This is a genomic window from Paenibacillus pseudetheri (genome assembly GCF_924513355.1).
Lineage (GTDB): Bacteria > Bacillota > Bacilli > Paenibacillales > Paenibacillaceae > Paenibacillus_AQ > Paenibacillus_AQ pseudetheri.
On the sequence record NZ_CAKMAB010000024.1, the window covers coordinates 74,603 to 92,731 of the forward strand.

Below are 18,129 nucleotides of genomic sequence, written 5' to 3' on the forward strand. Positions count from 1 at the left end.
GCCGTAGCATTTGCTCCACTTTTTTACGTTTATCTAATTTCAAAAAATTCTTTAGCGTATTTGACAACGCCATGGACATCTGAGAGACCGTCATCTATAAGCTCAACGGCCATAAAATTATCGTCTGAAACTTCGAAAGGTGCTTCTATACCAAATTGACTAGCTTTTTTATAACCAAACTTCGGATAATACTTATCATGACCCAAAACGACAGAGCCTTTATATCCAAGCTGTGTTGCGATTTTGTGGCCTTCAGTAATCAGTAGCTTCCCTATGCCCTTGCTTTGCATTTCTGGTAGTACTGCAACAGGTGCAAGCGCAACCAGAGTTTGATCACCCACTAGAATTTCTGTAAAAAGGATATGACCGACGATCTTATTCTCATATTCAGCTACAAGAGATAACTTCGGAATAAATTTTGTCGAGCTCCTTAGTCTATTTACCAAATTGTGCTCATCATGATCTGAATGTTCCGCATTTTCAAATGATTTTTGGACTACATGGTAGACTTCGTTAATATCTTGAGCTTTTTCTTGTCTAATGATAATGTTCATTGATTTAATCTCCTGATCATGGATTTGAGCTCATTGCTTTCTATTCTGGGTCTTGGATAACCGTTAATCGTTACCTGAATCATAGCTCGTCCCAATTGTTCCGATGTAATGACACTGTTTAACTTCTTTAGCAAGGGATAAAGTGGCTTCATCACATCATAAAAAATCTGATACACTTTTGTTTTGGATTGTATGCCATATAGGGGTAGAATTACACCTGGTCTGAACATATAAGCGTCCTTAAAAGGTAGCTTCAACAGATCGTTTTCTGTCTTCCCTTTCACTCTTGCCCACTTAGAGCGTCCTTTTTCCGAACTATCCGTCCCACTTCCAGAAACATATACAAAGGTCATTTGAGGGTTCAATCTTGCTAATGTTGTTCCGGCGGATAGCGCGATATCATATGTTACTCTTTTATATTCATCTTCCTTCATACCAGCAGAGGAAACCCCAAGGCAGAAAAAGCATGCATCATAACCTGTGATTTCATGTTCTATACTTGATAATTCAGCTACATTGGATAGTTGAATTTGTCTTAGTTTTGTATGTTGATGCTCTGTCTTTTTACGCCCAATCGTAAGTATTTCTTGAACTCTATCATCCATCAAACATTCACGCAACGCGCTTTGACCAACCATACCTGTAGCTCCAAAAATAATGACCTTCATATCATTGACTCTCCAATCTAAGAGATGATTCTATTTCCAATATTAACAGGCATTTCCGAAGCCAACAATCTTTTGGCGTAATCATGGCTTGTAACAATGTGCTTGCTTCTTGATCCTTTATAATCATGTAACAACAGAAGGATTCCCAATTTCCGCTTCACCTAATATAAAGTCCTAGAAAGCTATACTATAAATCTATTAAAGTTTGACCTTGTTTAGGATCAGTGAGACGAGCATATTCTATCCAGATTGATAATAGTATGAAAGAAATGAAACCCACTCCAAGCCCTTCAACTGAACTATGATGCCCTAACCCCAGCTTGGCCTGGGAGGAATAAGTGAAACGATTAACGGAGGTGTTTTTTATATGTAATGTATTTTGTGTGGTCCTGCTCCAGCTATTACCGTATTCCATGAGTATCATTCGTTTACGTTGATGCGGTGTAGCAACTGTAGTCTTATCTTTAGAGCGAATATTGCGGAGGTTGATACAACCGGCTTAATCGCAGATATTTATAATACAGAATGGATTGCAATGCGTGAAAAATATGCTCAAGCTACCTATTCTGATCATGCTCTGTTTAATTTAATGCTGCTGGAAATGTTCAGTCCAGAAAAAGGAGCATTGCTAGAGTTTGGTTCTGGAACAGGTGAATTTTTACATGCTGCTGGAAATGGCGGCTGGAGAGCGGTTGGCATTGAACCCTCACAAATGTCTCGAGCCTATGCCAAATATAAATACGGTGTGGATCTGGTTAAAGATGAATGGAAAAGCACCCAAGACGATGACTCGGCTGAAAATCCTGATCTTCCTCGTTATGATGCGGTAGTGTTCTGGCATGTGCTTGAGCATATTTCCGATCCATTTGCATTTTTGAAGGATATTCGTAATCTTTTGACAACGCAAGGGAAAATTTATTTCAGTATTCCCAACAGCCATTCATTAACCAACGAAGTCTACGGACCTGAATCACCGTTATTTATTGAACCCGATCACCTGTATCATTACACGGACGCTAATGTGCGTGAATTACTCAATCAGGCTGGATTTGAGATCATTTCGATATTCACGCGGCAGCTGGTCTCTGTTTCGGATGTATTAATCGATGCACATCCTCACTATGGGCCGAATACTCCATTTGTAGAGCGAATGGCATTATTGGCCAAATGGCAAGGCGAGCGTCGCGGACATGAGATATGTTGTGTGGCCAGCGTGAAGGAATAATATTTTATACTTGCAAGAAAAAAAGCTGGAGCCAAATACACTTGGCTCCAGCTCTTTTGTGATGATTACAATCCCACAATTCTATAAATCAAAGCAGCAGCCTCCGCACGGGTGGTCAGATTCAGTGGTCTGAAGGTTCCGTCGGAATAACCATTGATTATCCCTGACTGCTGCAGGTACTCAACTGCTTCCCTGGCATAAGCTCCGATTTGCTTCTGATCAGCAAATACTACCGTTTTGCTGGAGTAATCCGGCTGAAGAGCAGCTAAACTCCGAGCGCGAAACAAAATAACAGCCATTTCTTGGCGAGTAATCGGTTCTTTTGCGCCAAATAAGCCTTCGCTGCGTCCGTTAACAATCTTTAGCGCCTGAGCTGTTGAGACAGCTTGGTAATACCAAGCGTCTGGACTCACATCTTCGAAAGTACTGCTACTATCGGCCTGAAGGTCTAGCGCTGATACTAGCAGTTGAACAAACTCTGCTCTGGTGATTTGGCGGGCAGGCTCATATTTGCCATCGCCTGTGCCGTGAACCAAATCACGAGATGCCAACGCTTCTAGGATAGCAGCGAAGTCCGAATTGACATCAGAGAAGTGTATATCTCCATTCGCTGCAGCGTATAATCCGAAGTTCCGTGTTGTGAAGGTGATGCTCTCTGTACCTGAAACGTATTTGGAGTTCTTGACCACTTCCGCCAGCCCCTCGCGGGTAATAGAATAGACGATGGCTTGATTCGGCGCTTCACTTGGATTCAATTTATATCCAAACGATATCTTCATTGCCGCAGATTGACTTAATGTTTCTATTTGCTTTCCATCTACCATCAAGGAGATCCGGTACACGGCATGCGTTTTCCATTTCTCTTTTAATGCAACAGAAAGGGTTGAAGGATCAACAAAATGAATGGACAGCTCCAACTGCTTGGAACCCTCCGGAATATTACTACCCATCTTGTCAATTGGGAACGTTACGGTGGTTTCACCTGCTTTTATTGTAAGAGAGGTAACATTATCTTTCAGTTCGGTAACGGGCAATTGAAAGGTTACTCCCTTAGCTGTGGCATCTAATTTAGTAAGCTCAAGTGCCAATGCACCATCTTGCACACCCTTCATTGCTTTTTGAATTTCTCCAGTAGGAAGCTGTGCAAGGCGCATTCCTTCAGCATCAGGTGAAGCCTGAATCTGAATACGGCCGGCTGAGATTATATTCACTGGATTAACTATTTTCCCTCCATTGTTACTATTGTTACCGCCATTATTGCTGCCGGACGAACTGCCAGGCGTTTCTGTTCCCCCGCGGTCTTCACTCCGTACCACTTTCAAAGTGTAGGTCTTTGTTGTTGTTCCATTTGCGGCGGTAACTTTGATGCTAACACTATTTTCTCCTACTTTTAGTTCACTTCCGCCAGTTACTGTTAATTTGGCTTTCGGATCTAAAGGTATCCCTGTTACAGTCACGGCTGTATTAGAAAAGGGTACATTTATTGTATAGGTGAGTGTGTTCCGGTCAAACTCGGGAACTTCTGAACCCTCTATACTCAAAAGGCTTAAATCAGCATTATCACTCGGTTGTGTCTCCTCCTCATCTTCGACATTCATAAACTGGAAGGTGCGGAAGAGTGTCGCATCTTTCGCAGCGCCAATGCCTGATCCCCACTCAATATACCCTTTTCGGCCCGCACCATCATTATCGTTAACCAACATCGAGAAGCTCAAGATATTGCCTAATGCTGCCCGAATTGGACTTACTTCACTCCAAGGTAGTGCCAGTGCATATGAGGTAATCTTAGTCGCTTCATCTCGGGTTACACTTAGAGTTCCTTTGGTCAACACTCCAGTAGCAGCACCTTTCATGGACAGCCAGCGGTATATTTGCGGCCCCTCCGGCGTCTGTGAAATTCCGTATTCATACCAGGATTGGCTATCGCCCGGTACACCGGGAGCAAGGCTGAATTGAATACTGTCATTTTGCCAAATATTAATCCCGAAAGCGTTATGGCTGAATACATCATCACGGATATCGGCGGTCAAATAAATGTTATCCGCGTCCCAGCGTAATTGCGCTGTTCCGCTAAGATCATCCGCACCGTTATACCCGCTCAACAAAGGGGTTCCGTCTGCAAGATCAATCAGCGCGGGAATTCCTGTGTCTGACTGATGCTTCATCCGGTTAATATCTATGTTTTGCTTGAGGTGAACTGTCTCATAGCCTTCAAGGTCAACGGTCAACTCTAGTGGATATTTAACGCTTTCAGAGAATCCCGGCAAAGGTATTGGATAAGTAAATCCGCTATTCGGAGCGATTTCAGCTAGTTGCGACTGGCTACCACTGAGCTGATCACTTCCTTCTCCTATTTTCCAGGAAATTTTGTTAATTCTCAGAGGGACTACTCCAGAATTGTTTGTAAACTGAAGTTGAAGGGATATGCCTCCGTTTCTACCATCTGTAATATGAGGAGCAATTTTTAAGCCTTGAAAATATAATCGCAGATCATCCACAGGTGCTTCAGGCAGTGTGGCAGGATCAAGTCCGGGTCCATTATAGGCTCCGATATTCGGTGGATTTTCTGCTGAAACAGCATTTCCCCAATAGTCACGGCCTCCGTTGTCTGCAATGATTGCACCAGCCCCAAGCGCAGGGGAGCCTTCTCTTAGCTTGTAACCGTCCACTGTATTCCAGCCAATTCCACCGCTGCCCTGAGCAACCAAGAGCGGATTCGCTGTGACGGGATTCGTATTTTCCGGCTCGCTTACCGGATGATTTCCATACAACAGGTTGTGGTCGAAGCTGCCATTTACCCCAGGCAGATTATAGCCTCCCTGTCCAAGGTTGTAGACCAGATTGTTCCTGAACGTATAGGGAGCGTTGATATTTCCTGCGTCGTCCCATTCATGGTCGATTATTTTGGTGTTTTGCCCAGTGCCGATATAGATCGTATTGTTATAGATTTGCGTATCCGGCGTAACCCCGCCTGCAAAATTAAACGTATGCGTCAGATCATTCTGGCTGATGTTGTATCTGACTACATTGTTAGATGAGCCGGTAAGCACTCCTGGAGTTAAACGGGCATCGACAAAAAGCATGAATCCGCCCTTATTGCCATGGCTGTAATTATATTGAACTACACTGTCCATAGTATCGATATCCAGATTGAAGCCCTGTCCATCTCCCTCTGGTTTATTTGTGTTAAAGGACTCATTAAACTGCACGATATTATTCTTGCCCCGGGTCGGCCAGATTGCGGCTGAGCCGTTAAACTCGCCTTCTTCGGAGTAGTTCCCACCTTCTTCTGCTATGTTATGCTCAATTAACGCTCCGTCCGCACCGAAGGTGAGGATGCCGTCGCTGTCTGCTTGTTTGACATAATTTCCGCGGATCGTAACATTGACCGTAGCATAGTCGGCTCCGTTGAAACGCTGATCCCATACCACAATTCCTGTCCGTCCAATTCGTTCGACCGTGTTACCTTCGATCCATACCCCATCAAATTTGTCCGTGCCCCTCGTTCCGCCCACATATACGGAGATTCCACCGAATGCATGCGGACCCCCTTCAGCTCCGGAAACTGTCGGATAACGGAAGCTGCTTGATACATCATGAACATAGTTATCCTGGATGAGGATATTTCTTAATGTCCCTCCGTTTGCGTTCTCCACCATTATGCCTTCCCGGTAAACCGTTCCTCTCTCGGAAGCATAATTAGTAACCTCAAGATCCCGAATTACCCAGTTTGAGGCATTACGCAGGTATACAGCTGCTCCGGCCATGCCTCCACCATTGATAGTCGGTTTACTTCCGCTGCTATAGGCAGTGATTGTTATCGGTTTATCGTCTGTTCCGCTACCCTTAGGATATAATTGTTCATTCCAGATTCCGCCCTTCTTTAACAAAATTCGGTCTCCAGCCTCAAAGGTGGTCTCGTTCACTACAGAGAAGGTCTTCCAGGCTGTCTCAGGTGTTTTTCCATCATTGCTGTCGCTGCCTGCAAATGAATCGACGTAATAATCTCCGTCTCCACCGCTGTTCCCTCCATCTCCAGGCAAGCGGTTGGACAAGGAGACCGATCCTAGCTGCATCAGCCAAGGGGCGGAATCGCCGCTGAGCTCTATTTTTAAATAATGAATGCTAGAAGGAATCCCTTGTGCTGGGGTATAATTCGTCCCGGTCCAAGCTGCATCTCCTGTAGATTGTGGAGCTTCATGTATTGCTGAAATCTCTGTCCAGGTGGATGCATCCGCCGATCCATAGAACTTTATGCTTCCGCTAGACCCGGCAAAGGAATGCAGACGGACGATGAAATGCTGCAAATTATGCAAATGGTACACAAGTGATTCTGCCGAATCTGCTGTTCTCACCGCACGAGAATGATCTCCACCAAAAAAAGCGGGATTACTTGTATCTAAAGACCAATTTGTACTGAATGCATACAGCTGTGAAACATCATCAAGCTCATCATTAATCGTTTGGGGTGCAAGTGATACATTGGAGAGCGTAAGGTGTCCAAGCTGCATCAGCCAGCTGTCGAGGTCGCCGCTGATCTCGATTTTGAGATAATTGACATCATTCGGAAGTGCACCGGCGGGCGTGTATACTGTTCCATACCAACCAGAACCGGTTGCTGTGGGACTGTCATTAATGACTGGAAGCTCCGTCCACGCTGTCGCATCACCCGATCCGTAGAACTTGATTACGGCTGTTGAGCCAGAGAAATAATAGGCTTGAAGCGTAAACGACTGAATTCCTGTTAATGAATAAACGGCATAACCGGTATCCGTGGATGTCCTGACCAACCGCGTAGCATCTCCGCCGAAGAATTGAGGATTGCTGCTGTCAATCAACCAATTCTCCGAACGCAGCTCCGCTACTGGCAAAGCAGAGAAATCATCGGCATACGTCTCTTCAGCATGGGCAGAAGCACCCATTACTGGGAACACTGTCGTAAAGATCAGAACCATCATTAGCAGTGATTTTGCGAGTTTTTTTAACATTGTTGTGTTATTCCCCCTTGAACATTTATTGAATGGCTTGGTTTGCGAGTCTTTCAGCCATTGGGTAATTCCATTCTGGGACAGCTTTGGATAGCTTATCGTCCACCATGGATCTAAACTTCTGTTGCGCCAAATGAAGTGTGATAGCATCCTTCACTTGATCGAAAGGTATAACTCCTGCATCCTCTACCGATAGACAGTAAAGTAGATGGATGGCCGCATTTTCAGCAAACAAGCCACTAATCTGTCCAGGTGCAAGCTGATCTGCAGCAAGCAATACCTTAGGATTTTCCAACGCTGCTGTTCGCCGGGAAGCACTTGTTATTTTGACTTCGCCCACATTTATACCCAGCTCTTTTGCCTGCTGACGGATGCCTGCGTCTGATCTTATTTCTGCTGTTGTTGCTGCTGCCCGGAGCAATTCCATTTTCTCCATGGCCTCCTGCTGATCCTTGTATTCTGTTTCCGGACCAAAGGGCAGTGATGCCCATTCAAGATGTATAGCTCCCGGCCGAGAATATTTAGCAGCTTGCTTGGCTTCATATTCCAGCCTTACCTGTTCATCTGAAATCACGATACCTCCGTTGCTGCGCATTGCCTCAATCGTGGCATCCTCAAGGTTGCTCATGTAATAACTGTAATAGGCCTGCGCTTCCAGATGAAGAGGACCATACACCACTTCCTTATTCGCTGCCGCCTGACTCCTCCGTTGATTCTCGTGCTCCATTCCTTTTAGAAAACCTTCATAGCTGATATCCGATACCACACCTGCTTCTTGAGCAAGCTGCAACTCCATCCGCTTCGTCAGTAGCTGCGTCTGGGATTCTTTTATCCACCTGTGGATTGGTTTTTCGCCGGAATAGTCGGTAGACCAGAATTTCTCTGAGTAGTCGGCATCGTAGGTCTGTTTGAAGTAATCAGCAGTCAGTGCCCGATTCATTTGAAGATGCCAGTTGAACTCCGCTGCAGTGACCTCCTGTTCGTTAAGGGTCAGAAGTGGTTCTTCTGCTTGTGGAGCCTGCACATTCATCGCGCCAATCAGCAGCAGGCTTCCTGCAATCAGAGCGAACAGAATAGTGATAAGTCGATTTCTTTTGGAATGAAGTCTTAAAGTCATAAGTTGATTCCTCCTCTCTGCACTCATATTAAGCGCTTTCATTCTCTTCGATATTAGACATGTTACCCTTGAAAAAACAGGCGGGAATGCTGCGAAATGGTTTGCCATTTCACCATTTGCCTAAAAAGAGCAAGATGCTCCATCTATAAATACAAAAACAGCCCAGAATGTTCCGGACTGCTTAGCATTGCTCTTATGTTGGGCTAACCCGAAAACATACTGAAGCTCAGGACGCCGCCTTTGATAATCTCTTCATGAGGCAAAGAATGGTGCTCCCAAAGCGTATGGTTCCAGTGGATTGATTTACTGTACACATTGGCGGGGCTGTTGTTTTGCGCTTCAATGACCCATTGCCGCCCATTTTCAAGCCGAATCGTTACTTTATCAAATAGTGGGCTGCCCAGTACATATTCAGAAATCCCGGGACTTAACGGATACAGTCCGATGGCGCTCCAAATATACCAGGCACCCATGCTGCCATTATCCTCGTCACCGGGCAACCCATCCATTCCACTGTTGAATAGTTTAGCCATGGTTTTGCGAACCCAGTACTGTGTTTTGGACAATGCCCCGAGTCTGGCGAAAATATAAGGAATATGGAAGCTGGGCTGATTGCTGATGGCAAACTGCCCTAGATCGGCCGCAGCCATTTCCGACATTTCATGAATTTCCAAGCCATAAGATCCCACTTTGAATATCGGTTCCTCGGCCATTAACTGGTCCAGACGCCGAACAAAAGCTTCCTCGCCACCCATCAGACTGGCTAATCCCGGGAAGTCATGGGGAACCGCCCAGCTCCCTTGCCAAGCTCCACCTTCACAGAACGGATCACCCCACGCCAAAGGATCAAATCCTTCCTGCCAAGTACCGTCCTCGTTACGGCCTCTCATAAAACCAACCTCGGGATCAAACAGCAGTTTGTAATTCTGCGCCCGGTCCATAAAACGCTCATAATCATCCATTTTGCCGAGTGCTTTGGCAATCTGGGCTATACAGAAGTCCCCGTATATATAATCCAGCGTGTTGCTTACACTTTCATGAAAACGATCATGCGGCAGATAGCCGTGCTGCAAATACAATTCTAGCCCCCGTCTACCCAGCTTCTCGTCTGTAGCCGGACGATCTGCATGTTTCAGCAAACCTTCATATAGTAGCTCTACGTCGAAGCCGCCGATGCCCTTAACCACGGCATCCGCAGCTGCCGCATCGATCAGTGTGCCGGGCATGGCACTGCGTTCGCCTGGTGACAGCCATTTTGGCAGCCAACCGCTTTCACCGTAAGCTAATGTCCAAGCCTGCATGATCTCACCGAGCAAGGATGGAAACAGGATACTGTATAACGGGAAGCTAGTCCGGTATACATCCCACAGTCCGATATCTGAATACATTGGACCCCGGCAAATGCTGCCGTTAAAAGGACTGTAATGAATTTGCTCGTCCTGCTCGTTATATTCATGCCATGTTCTAGGAAACAGGCAGATCCGGTACATACAGCTGTAAAAGGTACGGAGGTTCTCTTCATCCGCGCTTTCAACAACAATGCGGTTCAGCCGTTCTTCCCAGCCTGCCTCTGCTTTGCTCAAGATCTCTCCGAAGCTGTGCCCACCAACCTCCCGATCGAGATTCAATTGCGCTTGCTCCCCACTAATAAAGGAAGTGCCGCATTTCACTTCTACTACACCGGATTCCGGTATGTTTAATTCTACGTATGCGCCCAGCTTATCTCCGGTTCCTTCATACGTCCCTAAAGGTTGGTACTCCCCGTCAAAGATTCCCGAATCCTCCATGAAAATGTCTGTGTCGAACTGGAAGACGAAATACATCGCGAAATTATCGGGTACCCCGGCGGTATGGCCTCTTGTAAAGCCGATGATCCTGCGTTTCTCCGATTGAAAGGTGAGTTGAGACTCGCCTTTCAGCGGTGCTATTATGAGCCTGTTCTGCTGCCCCTTAGCGTATGTTATTCTAATCACTGCACAGCGCTCTGTAGGGGTCAGCTCCAGTCGGGTACGATATCGTTGAAGAGACACTCCGAAGTAGTGTGGGGACACTTGCATCTCTTCCGGTTTAAAGGAAGATGAGCGCGAATCAGGACTAAGCAATAACGGTCCAGTCTGCGGCAAAAGTGTTAGATGTCCATAATCTCCGATCCAAGGACTGGGCTGGTGAGTTAGTCGTATGCCCTCCAGGTGGCGATGGTGCGGATGGAAGAACCAGGTCCCCCCTGCTTCATGGGTTTGCGGGCTCCAAGCTGCCATGCCAAATGGCATCGCTGTAAGCGGCAGCGTATTACCGTGTGAGTAGCGGAAATCCGACTTAGTCCCCTGTAATGGATTAACATAATCTAACAAACCCAAATGGATACACTCCTTTGGCTGGCTTACACCAGCTCTATAATCTCCGACCTTAACTGCTGCCGGCTAAGATAATCGAAATACTTGAACATCTCCAGCTTCTACCCGTATAGACAGTTGAGTTGTTGAAGGTTCAAACGGATTTATTGGCTGAATTTTGGCATTCCCATCGTCAAACCATGGCTCTGCTGAAGTATAATTGGCAGGCAGCGTAACTTTGGCTTCTGCCAACGTGTTCCCTTCATTATGCACATAGAGGAACGCACCTCTGTCTTCTTCAACTTCCCACTCGGAAAGATCAGCGCGGACACCTCCGCTTACTTGCACATTCGGCTGTAGCTTCAATTCCTGCTGTAAAAGATCGCGCACCAACTGGAGCGTTCCGGTATGTCCATCCTGCCAGTAGGCAGCCGCAAGTAAGGTACCGAACCACACAGCACGCCCATTTCCATAAGCGGCGGCCGTCAACACAGGCATGTTGTCCTCGGCAAATTCGGCTAGGACCTTCACATGACTTTGCAGCGCAATATCTGATTTGTAATAGGAGCCGTGTGCCTTATCATCTGCGGCTGCGTCCCCTTCCTTGCTGTGCTTCATTACATTAAGGAGTGGGATCGCCGTCCGTGATTCGAATGCTACCTGATGATAGCTATGATCCAGGTTCTCGGCAGAATGAATCCAAGTCTCCCGAACCCCAAAGACTTCATCAAATCCATAACCGGGAACTGTATAGCTGTGACAGCCATTCTCTGCCTGAAGCGCTCCGAAGGAGCATTCCGAAATCAATATGCCTCCCTTTTCAACCCACTTACGCAGGAGGTTACACAGTTTACGGTTCAGATACAGTGGATTAGGCATCCACAGGCAGCGGTATTGGTCCAATGTCTTTTCCGTAACATCCGACTCATGCAGAAATTCCACTTTATAATTAAGATCATGTAGCAGTTTATGGACGCCTTGCAGGGAATCGTTATAGGTGTCCAAATGATCATGGGCTGCAAAGTTTGCGATTTGGTTCTGTGGGCTGAATAGAATAGCAATCCCGTCCCCACGCCGTTTTGCCTGTAAAAGCTCTTGCTTATTGTCTTGCACAAGCTTATTTAGTTGGGCCATATCCTTGTACCATGGGGTTGGACTTCCGTCCAAATACACACTACCCCAAGCCGGAGCCTCCTGTCCTAATACCTCCGGTCTATACTGCCAGAACAGATATCCCGTGATGCCACGGGCGAGCGGGGGCAGAATATGCCGCTTCATTTCTCGCAGCTCCGGCTGGCGCGGTTTCATCGCCGTATTGCCAGGCAGCGCATGAATCTCTGAGTTGATGATCGGTTTGCCTTTGGCGGCAGAGATCAGTAGATCAGCCGACCAAGCTGAGGACCCTAGGCTATTGCCTGTCAGGTCACAGGGCTCAGCCAGCTTAAAGTCGTCTGATCCTGCTGTAATCATATTAAAAATAGGAGCTGGCACAGTATGTGCCATAACAGGATGCAGCAGATCCAGTGACTTCACAGTATCTACCCGGCTCCGCAGCTCAACTGTCAAAGTACCAGACATGAACAGCCGCCAGTCCACCAAATCATTGAATACGCCTTGCCCACGCGGTGCCTCTACTTCTTCCCAGCTTCCGTAAGTCCGCTGCCATGATTCGTTCAGAGCTACCAGAGTAATATATTTATTTTTCAGCCATTCTTGGAATGCCAGCACTGAGTGCTCGCAATAACATACCTGGTTGTCAAATGACAGCTTGCGCTTAATCCCTGTCGTCAGCTCAGGCTCATTCCATAAATCCCACACCCAGAGTGCAGGATGATCTTTGAAAGTCTTCACTGTTTCCACCAGAAATTTCGCCTTCTCCGTGGCTGCAGCTGCATGGTGATAACAAGGTCCAGGAGCTCCGCCAATCTGGCGGCAGTTAATTGCCCTTGGTTCCAGAACGGAACCGTCTGCTGTGATCATTTTGGAATCAGGATGTTTTTTATAAAACCAGGCTGGCGCCACATCGAAAATCACGTTCAAAATGACCTTTAAGCCATTCTGTTGAGCAATATCCATCAGCTCCTGAATATCATCGAACTGGTAGATCCCTTCTTTGGACACGCTGGCGCGCCACTGCACCCAATACTTCACACAATTGAAGCCCTGCCCGGCAATATTGCTTAGGTCTTTCTCCCATTGATCCCGGAATGGGGTTGGGGAACGGTAATATTGAAACCCGAATGGAATAAATGAATTTTGTATCAAGGGTACTCCTCCTACAGCGTTCAATTTCGATGTCATGTATTTATAAAAGCGCTTACCGCTCTTTTACGGTTAAAGTCTATCACAGTACATTTTGCAAAAGTTAGGATGGAATCCTATGAAACGGTTTGTTAAGCTGTTGAAATGTTTAGAACTTCGGCTATGCGGACATCTTTGTACTTAGCCACCGGTGAACATACTGCGAAATCGTTTGTGATCCTGACAACTGAGAAATTACCGCTCCTCTAAAAGAGGTTTCATGTTTATAATGACTGTAAGACATATTAGAAACTACTTCGAGGTGAGGCCAATGTTGAAAGCGCTTATAGTAGATGATGAATATCTCGTCCGTATGGGCATCACCCAAACCATAGACTGGGCAGAATACAACGTCGAGATCATAGGAGAAGCCAGCAATGGCGAGGAGGGTTTGGAGCTTGCACTACAGCACCGCCCGGATGTGATTATTACCGATATCCGTATGCCGTATATGAACGGTCTTGAACTTATCGAGAAAATACGGGAGCAGGACATGCTCGTAGGCATTGTCGTACTTAGCGGTTATGACGAATTTCAATATGCACAGGCTGCATTACGTTATGGTGCCTCCACCTATTTGCTGAAGCCCATTAATATAGAAGAACTCGCAGATACAGTACGAAGCGTTGGCGATGAAATCCTGGGGAAAAAGCAACTCTCCAAGCGATATTCACAGCTTAATGAGGAAATTACCGCGATATCCAAACAATTCTGGCAGGATTTACTGCATGGCCAGCTGCATAGTGAGGAATTCATTACCAGCAAAATAAAGCTGCTGGAGCTGCAATTGGAACCAGGAAAAGCTATGCTGCCGCTGTCCATAGCCTTCCCTGCTGATAATGGTCTTCAAGGAACTGATGTAGGCAAAGCGTTGGAGGATGAAGCAGCGGTTATTCTGGAAGCGTATTCTTTTGAACAGCTCTGTCTATTCCGCGATAGTCATCTGGAGTGGGTTATGATTCTCCGAACCGATGAACCTGAGCTTGCCGGTGATTCTGCCCGCAGATTAGGTAAGCAGCTATCGGAATGGAGCCAGCTGCACTTCGGCCAGGCTCTTAGCGTTGGCATCGGCAAACCAACTGAAAAATGGAACGGAATCGTAGATTCATACAAACAGGCTGTGCTTGCTGCGCAGCGTGCCTTGTCTGGTATTGAACGCGTGTTGTACGCTGAGGAAGAGGCCGGAGCTCGATGCCGGCGTGAAATTAGAGACGCCCTCGCCTTTATCCGGGAGCATTATGCTGGGAACATTACCGTGGAGATGGTTGCTGCTGCGGTGTTCGTCAGTCCAACCCATTTAATGCATCTATTCCGCAAAGATTTGAACAAAACGTTCTATGAATGTCTGACGGAATATCGGATTGAAGAAGCCAAACGTATGCTACGCAATCCGATGTACCGGGTCTATGAGGTAGGCAATCAGGTTGGTTTCACCGACTCCAAATACTTCAGCCAGATTTTCAAAAAGATGACGGGCATCCCACCGAGCGAATATGCAAAAACCTATGGTTAAGCTAACGATGGCCAACCGGATGGATTCTTGGATGCGGAGGTTCAAGATCAAAAGTCGGATTGTTGTTGTCCTGTTAGTGGGATTGTCTCTGCATCTGGTGCTGATGCTTGTTATTTTTAACTTCTATTCCTATACCTATCTGCAGAAGGATCTGTATCGCCATGTGGTCCAGACTCAACGCCAAATTGGGCTCAGTGTGGAGTTGATGGTCGATGACATTCAGATGTTGTTCCTGCGATTTCTGGTGAACAGCGACATTTACCAGATCATTAATAACGATTCCCTGCCGGCAGCAGACAAGGAATTACGGATCGGGGCTATCATCGACGGTATGCTGGCACAGAATGATCTGGTGGGCAATGTAATCATCAACACCAATGATAATATGCTTTACTCTTATCAGTCCAAGGAGCAGATGCTCGAGGTTCCCGAAGCCTTGTTCATTAAACGTATACAGGAGAGCAGCATGCCTGTTGTCGGTGAAATCAAACGAGATGGGGACGGCAATGCCTATATCCCCTTCGGACAGCAATTCCGCAACTTCAATACGGGGCAAAATATCGGGGTCGTCATCATCTATGTCAGAGAAGCCGCCTTGGCAGATCTTTATTCCTCCAGTTTCACTGGCATTGGCTACTCCTTCCTGACTTCCAGCGACCGGATTATATCTCACCCCGACAAGCGGCTCTTGGGCAATTTTTTGGAGGAGAACGCCCCTCTTCGTCCGGGTCAGAAAGAAGGCTACCGCACCTGGTCAGATAACGGGAATTCCTATATCATTGCTACTTATCCTTTGAATCCTAGGTTGGAGACGCTTGGCGTTAGCTGGGAGTTCACCAGTGTGATTTCTAGCCACAAGTTGCTGGAGGGAATTGCCAAGGGTAACCGAAATGCCCTTCTTTTCGCCAGTGTTACCTTCATTGTGCTACTGATTCTTTCCTTTTATCTGGCGGCCAAAATCACCCGACCACTACTGAACTTGAAGAAGAAGCTGAGTCTGTTTGGCAAAAAAGACCTAGCAGCTGTCTATGAGCAGCGGGCACAGGTCGATGAGATTTTCCAGCTAGAGAACAGCTACTATCAGATGGTAGAACGGATCAGCCAATTAATGCTTGAAAAAGATGAGGAAAAAGAGAAGCAGCGCAAGGCGGAGCTGACTGCGCTGCAGTCGCAGATCAATCCTCATTTCCTCTACAACACGTTAGATGCGATTGCCTGGATTGCCCGGCTGAAGAAGCAGCCCGACATTGAGCGCCTGATTTCTTCTCTGGCGACCTTTTTTCGGATTAGCCTGCATAAAGGCGATAAATTCGTTACTGTCGACGAAGAAATCCGTTTGGTGGAGAGTTTTGTGACGGTCGAGCAAATGCGTTTCCCGAATAAATTCGAGATTGAATACGATATTGAGGAATCGCTGCGCAAAGTCCGCATTCTAAAGCTGATTCTTCAGCCTATCGCAGAGAATGCGATCAAACACGGCATCAGCGAGAAACGTGGCATGGGCCGGATCTGGATTAAAGGCGAGCTGCTGGAGGATGAGATTCGCTTTACAGTGACGGATGATGGAGTCGGCTTTGCCAACGGCGCGACACTTAGCCAAGCTAAGGAAGATGTGCTGTTCCAGAGCGGATATGGGTTGCGAAATGTGGACGAACGGATCAAGCTGGAATACGGTCCTCAATATGGGCTAAGCATCTCCAGCACTCCGGGGCAAGGCACCACGGTTACGATTAGCTTGAAGAAAGATCTGCCCAATTAACTAAGATTGTTAATGAATGCGGACACTACAAAGAAATCGTTCCTTTTTTGAGAGGTAGGTGGTACTTCCACTTTTCTCACAAAGAACGATTTCTTTTTTTGACGTGTGAGCAGTGTAGGTAGATATTCTACTCAATGTCGCGGGGAAAATGAAGCCCTGGACTGTCGCTATTACGTTTCAGTAACGTTTCCTGTTTGCTCAATGCTGTCAATACTGATTTAATAAATAATATCGTGTTGTTCCCCGTCTTTGGGATCGTTAATAACAACCCACTGTTCCTCAACTATGTTTAGTTCCTCATTGCAGAATTCCATTGCTTCTTCTAATGTTTCATAACAATAGTCAGCATTTGCACCCTTATTTTCATGAGTTTCAAATAGAAATAAATAAACACGATAATTTGATTCATAAATCATTACCTTACTTATGTCCCCTATTGGTTCTGTAAGAAGAGCATACATTCTCATTTTTTCACCCCATATGTTCTATTGCAACAAACCCCTACGAAGTAGATTCGCTGTGATCGGTTCCCGCCCAATTTCTCTCGCCCATACAGACAACTGACCAATGAGAGGTACCTGTGGGTCAATAAGTAGCTATAATCAATAGATAGGAAGATGTGCTTGTTGTCGCGTTTGGAGATTTCGAAGCCTCGTCCGACCCTGGGAGAGATCGCAAAGGGAACCAGCTTATATTCCCCGTAAAGTTTTACGAATTATTTTCCACTTATCATATCCACAAAAAGATAATGATTTATTTCAAGACGATTTTCAAAAATAAGGTTTCTAATTTCTTTTTTTCTTTCAATTAACTTGTAGTTTATGCTTTCAGACTCATCTTTTTTAATGTGTTCAACCAATATAAATTCAAATTCTACATACTCATTAACTTTTTTCTCCAATCTCTTTTCCTTGCTCACCTCGAAATATTTGCATTTCCGATCTATTGCCTGCTCAATGTCATTATCCATTACCTTACATTTAAATAATTTTTGATTTGGTAGAAGGTATAGAAAATAATACGGTAAATTAAATTTTGTTATACCTTCAAAGTAATATCCTTTACTACTAACAAAACTTGTAAGAAGTTTTTCGAATTTATTTTGAGAAATATGGAAGCCTAAAATCTTAGAAATACATTCACGTAATTCTTCTGGATAAGTTTTGATAAGTCTTACAATCTCGTTATTCTTCTTTTGCCCAGGAATATCTGTATATAACTTACCAGCTTTGTCATTATGGAATGGACAATCTTTATATTCATATTCGTCAAAATCAGCTAATTGCGGTACATTTTCAGTAAAATGTCTCCCATGTAGTGCTCGTATTCTTTTCCTATCCGTTTGATCTTTAACATATAAACCAATAAAATTTATTGGATTACCACAGGCAGGACATATTGCTAAGTATCTCATCCTTTTTCTAATTTCTTGACAGTAAGGATGTTTCTTATCAGTTAATTTTTCGAAATTATCTCTTGTAATTTTATATATTCTATTATCATTAAGTATCATAAATGAATCCATCTCTTTCCTCCATCTTGTAAGAAGATTGGGAGCGTCAAGAATTATGTGTAAATGAAAATATGCCACTCTTGTAGAAGTTCGTTTAGTTTTTGTTAGAGAACATTGCTAGAAGTTCTGATCGAGCTTGATCGAAGCCAATATGACAA

At 45.5% G+C, this 18,129-nt stretch carries 11 protein-coding genes; 3 read left to right on the forward strand and 8 right to left on the reverse strand.

Annotated elements, in window-relative coordinates; translation table 11 throughout:
- Nucleotides 1-29 precede the first annotated feature (29 nt).
- Together L1028_RS19850 and L1028_RS19855 are read right to left on the reverse strand one after the other, a co-directional pair.
- The gene (locus tag L1028_RS19850) at nucleotides 30-554 is read right to left on the reverse strand and encodes a GNAT family N-acetyltransferase (RefSeq protein WP_234538443.1); all 525 of its coding nucleotides are present in this window, start codon (nucleotides 552-554) and stop codon (nucleotides 30-32) included.
- Nucleotides 551-1,222 carry a Rossmann-fold NAD(P)-binding domain-containing protein gene (locus L1028_RS19855; protein ID WP_234538445.1) on the reverse strand — a complete coding sequence of 224 codons (672 nt, stop codon included), beginning with the start codon at nucleotides 1,220-1,222 and terminating at the stop codon, nucleotides 551-553. The genes L1028_RS19850 and L1028_RS19855 overlap by 4 nt, the downstream gene beginning before the upstream one ends.
- A gap of 379 nt (nucleotides 1,223-1,601) precedes the next feature.
- On the opposite strand from L1028_RS19855, the gene L1028_RS19860 reads away from it, so the two are divergent.
- Nucleotides 1,602-2,447: a class I SAM-dependent methyltransferase gene (locus tag L1028_RS19860; protein ID WP_234538447.1), complete on the forward strand. Its 846-nt coding sequence runs from the start codon at nucleotides 1,602-1,604 to the stop codon at nucleotides 2,445-2,447.
- 65 nt (nucleotides 2,448-2,512) lie between these two features.
- Here L1028_RS19860 and L1028_RS19865 read toward each other — a convergent pair whose 3' ends face one another.
- The 4 genes from L1028_RS19865 to L1028_RS19880 form a co-directional block, all read right to left on the reverse strand.
- Entirely contained in the window at nucleotides 2,513-7,435 is a 4,923-nt protein-coding gene (locus tag L1028_RS19865; protein ID WP_234538452.1) for an S-layer homology domain-containing protein, read from the reverse strand.
- Between the two features lie 25 nt (nucleotides 7,436-7,460).
- Nucleotides 7,461-8,552 (reverse strand): peptidylprolyl isomerase, encoded by a 1,092-nt coding sequence (locus tag L1028_RS19870; protein WP_234538453.1) that lies wholly within the window; start codon nucleotides 8,550-8,552, stop codon nucleotides 7,461-7,463.
- Nucleotides 8,553-8,755: 203 nt separating this feature from the next.
- Nucleotides 8,756-10,915, reverse strand: coding sequence for a GH92 family glycosyl hydrolase (locus L1028_RS19875; RefSeq protein WP_279306887.1), 2,160 nt, complete (start codon nucleotides 10,913-10,915; stop codon nucleotides 8,756-8,758).
- Between the two features lie 57 nt (nucleotides 10,916-10,972).
- Complete coding sequence (locus L1028_RS19880; protein ID WP_234538455.1) at nucleotides 10,973-13,150, reverse strand: beta-galactosidase; 2,178 nt, start codon at nucleotides 13,148-13,150, stop codon at nucleotides 10,973-10,975.
- Between the two features lie 307 nt (nucleotides 13,151-13,457).
- On the opposite strand from L1028_RS19880, the gene L1028_RS19885 reads away from it, so the two are divergent.
- Together L1028_RS19885 and L1028_RS19890 are read left to right on the forward strand one after the other, a co-directional pair.
- On the forward strand, nucleotides 13,458-14,699 hold the full coding sequence (locus L1028_RS19885; protein WP_234538456.1) for a response regulator: 1,242 nt from the start codon (nucleotides 13,458-13,460) through the stop codon (nucleotides 14,697-14,699).
- Nucleotides 14,680-16,458 carry a cache domain-containing sensor histidine kinase gene (locus L1028_RS19890; RefSeq protein ID WP_081951125.1) on the forward strand — a complete coding sequence of 593 codons (1,779 nt, stop codon included), beginning with the start codon at nucleotides 14,680-14,682 and terminating at the stop codon, nucleotides 16,456-16,458. Before L1028_RS19885 ends, L1028_RS19890 begins: the two co-directional genes overlap by 20 nt.
- A 218-nt stretch (nucleotides 16,459-16,676) precedes the next feature.
- Here the strand turns inward: L1028_RS19890 and L1028_RS19895 are convergent, their stop codons facing one another.
- Together L1028_RS19895 and L1028_RS19900 are read right to left on the reverse strand one after the other, a co-directional pair.
- The gene (locus L1028_RS19895) at nucleotides 16,677-16,925 is read right to left on the reverse strand and encodes a hypothetical protein (RefSeq protein WP_234538457.1); all 249 of its coding nucleotides are present in this window, start codon (nucleotides 16,923-16,925) and stop codon (nucleotides 16,677-16,679) included.
- 248 nt (nucleotides 16,926-17,173) lie between these two features.
- Entirely contained in the window at nucleotides 17,174-17,983 is an 810-nt protein-coding gene (locus L1028_RS19900) for a hypothetical protein (protein WP_234538458.1), read from the reverse strand.
- Nucleotides 17,984-18,129: the final 146 nt, after the last annotated feature.

Excerpts from the sequence above, each read along its gene's own strand:
- L1028_RS19885 (WP_234538456.1), top strand. The coding sequence starts at position 13,458 with ATGTTGAAAGCGCTTATAGTAGATGATGAATATCTCGTCCGTATGGGC.
- L1028_RS19855 (WP_234538445.1), bottom strand. The coding sequence starts at position 1,222 with ATGAAGGTCATTATTTTTGGAGCTACAGGTATGGTTGGTCAAAGCGCG.
- L1028_RS19850 (WP_234538443.1), bottom strand. The coding sequence starts at position 554 with ATGAACATTATCATTAGACAAGAAAAAGCTCAAGATATTAACGAAGTC.
- L1028_RS19900 (WP_234538458.1), bottom strand. The coding sequence starts at position 17,983 with ATGGATTCATTTATGATACTTAATGATAATAGAATATATAAAATTACA.
- L1028_RS19865 (WP_234538452.1), bottom strand. The coding sequence starts at position 7,435 with ATGTTAAAAAAACTCGCAAAATCACTGCTAATGATGGTTCTGATCTTT.
- L1028_RS19890 (WP_081951125.1), top strand. The coding sequence starts at position 14,680 with ATGCAAAAACCTATGGTTAAGCTAACGATGGCCAACCGGATGGATTCT.
- L1028_RS19870 (WP_234538453.1), bottom strand. The coding sequence starts at position 8,552 with ATGACTTTAAGACTTCATTCCAAAAGAAATCGACTTATCACTATTCTG.
- L1028_RS19895 (WP_234538457.1), bottom strand. The coding sequence starts at position 16,925 with ATGAGAATGTATGCTCTTCTTACAGAACCAATAGGGGACATAAGTAAG.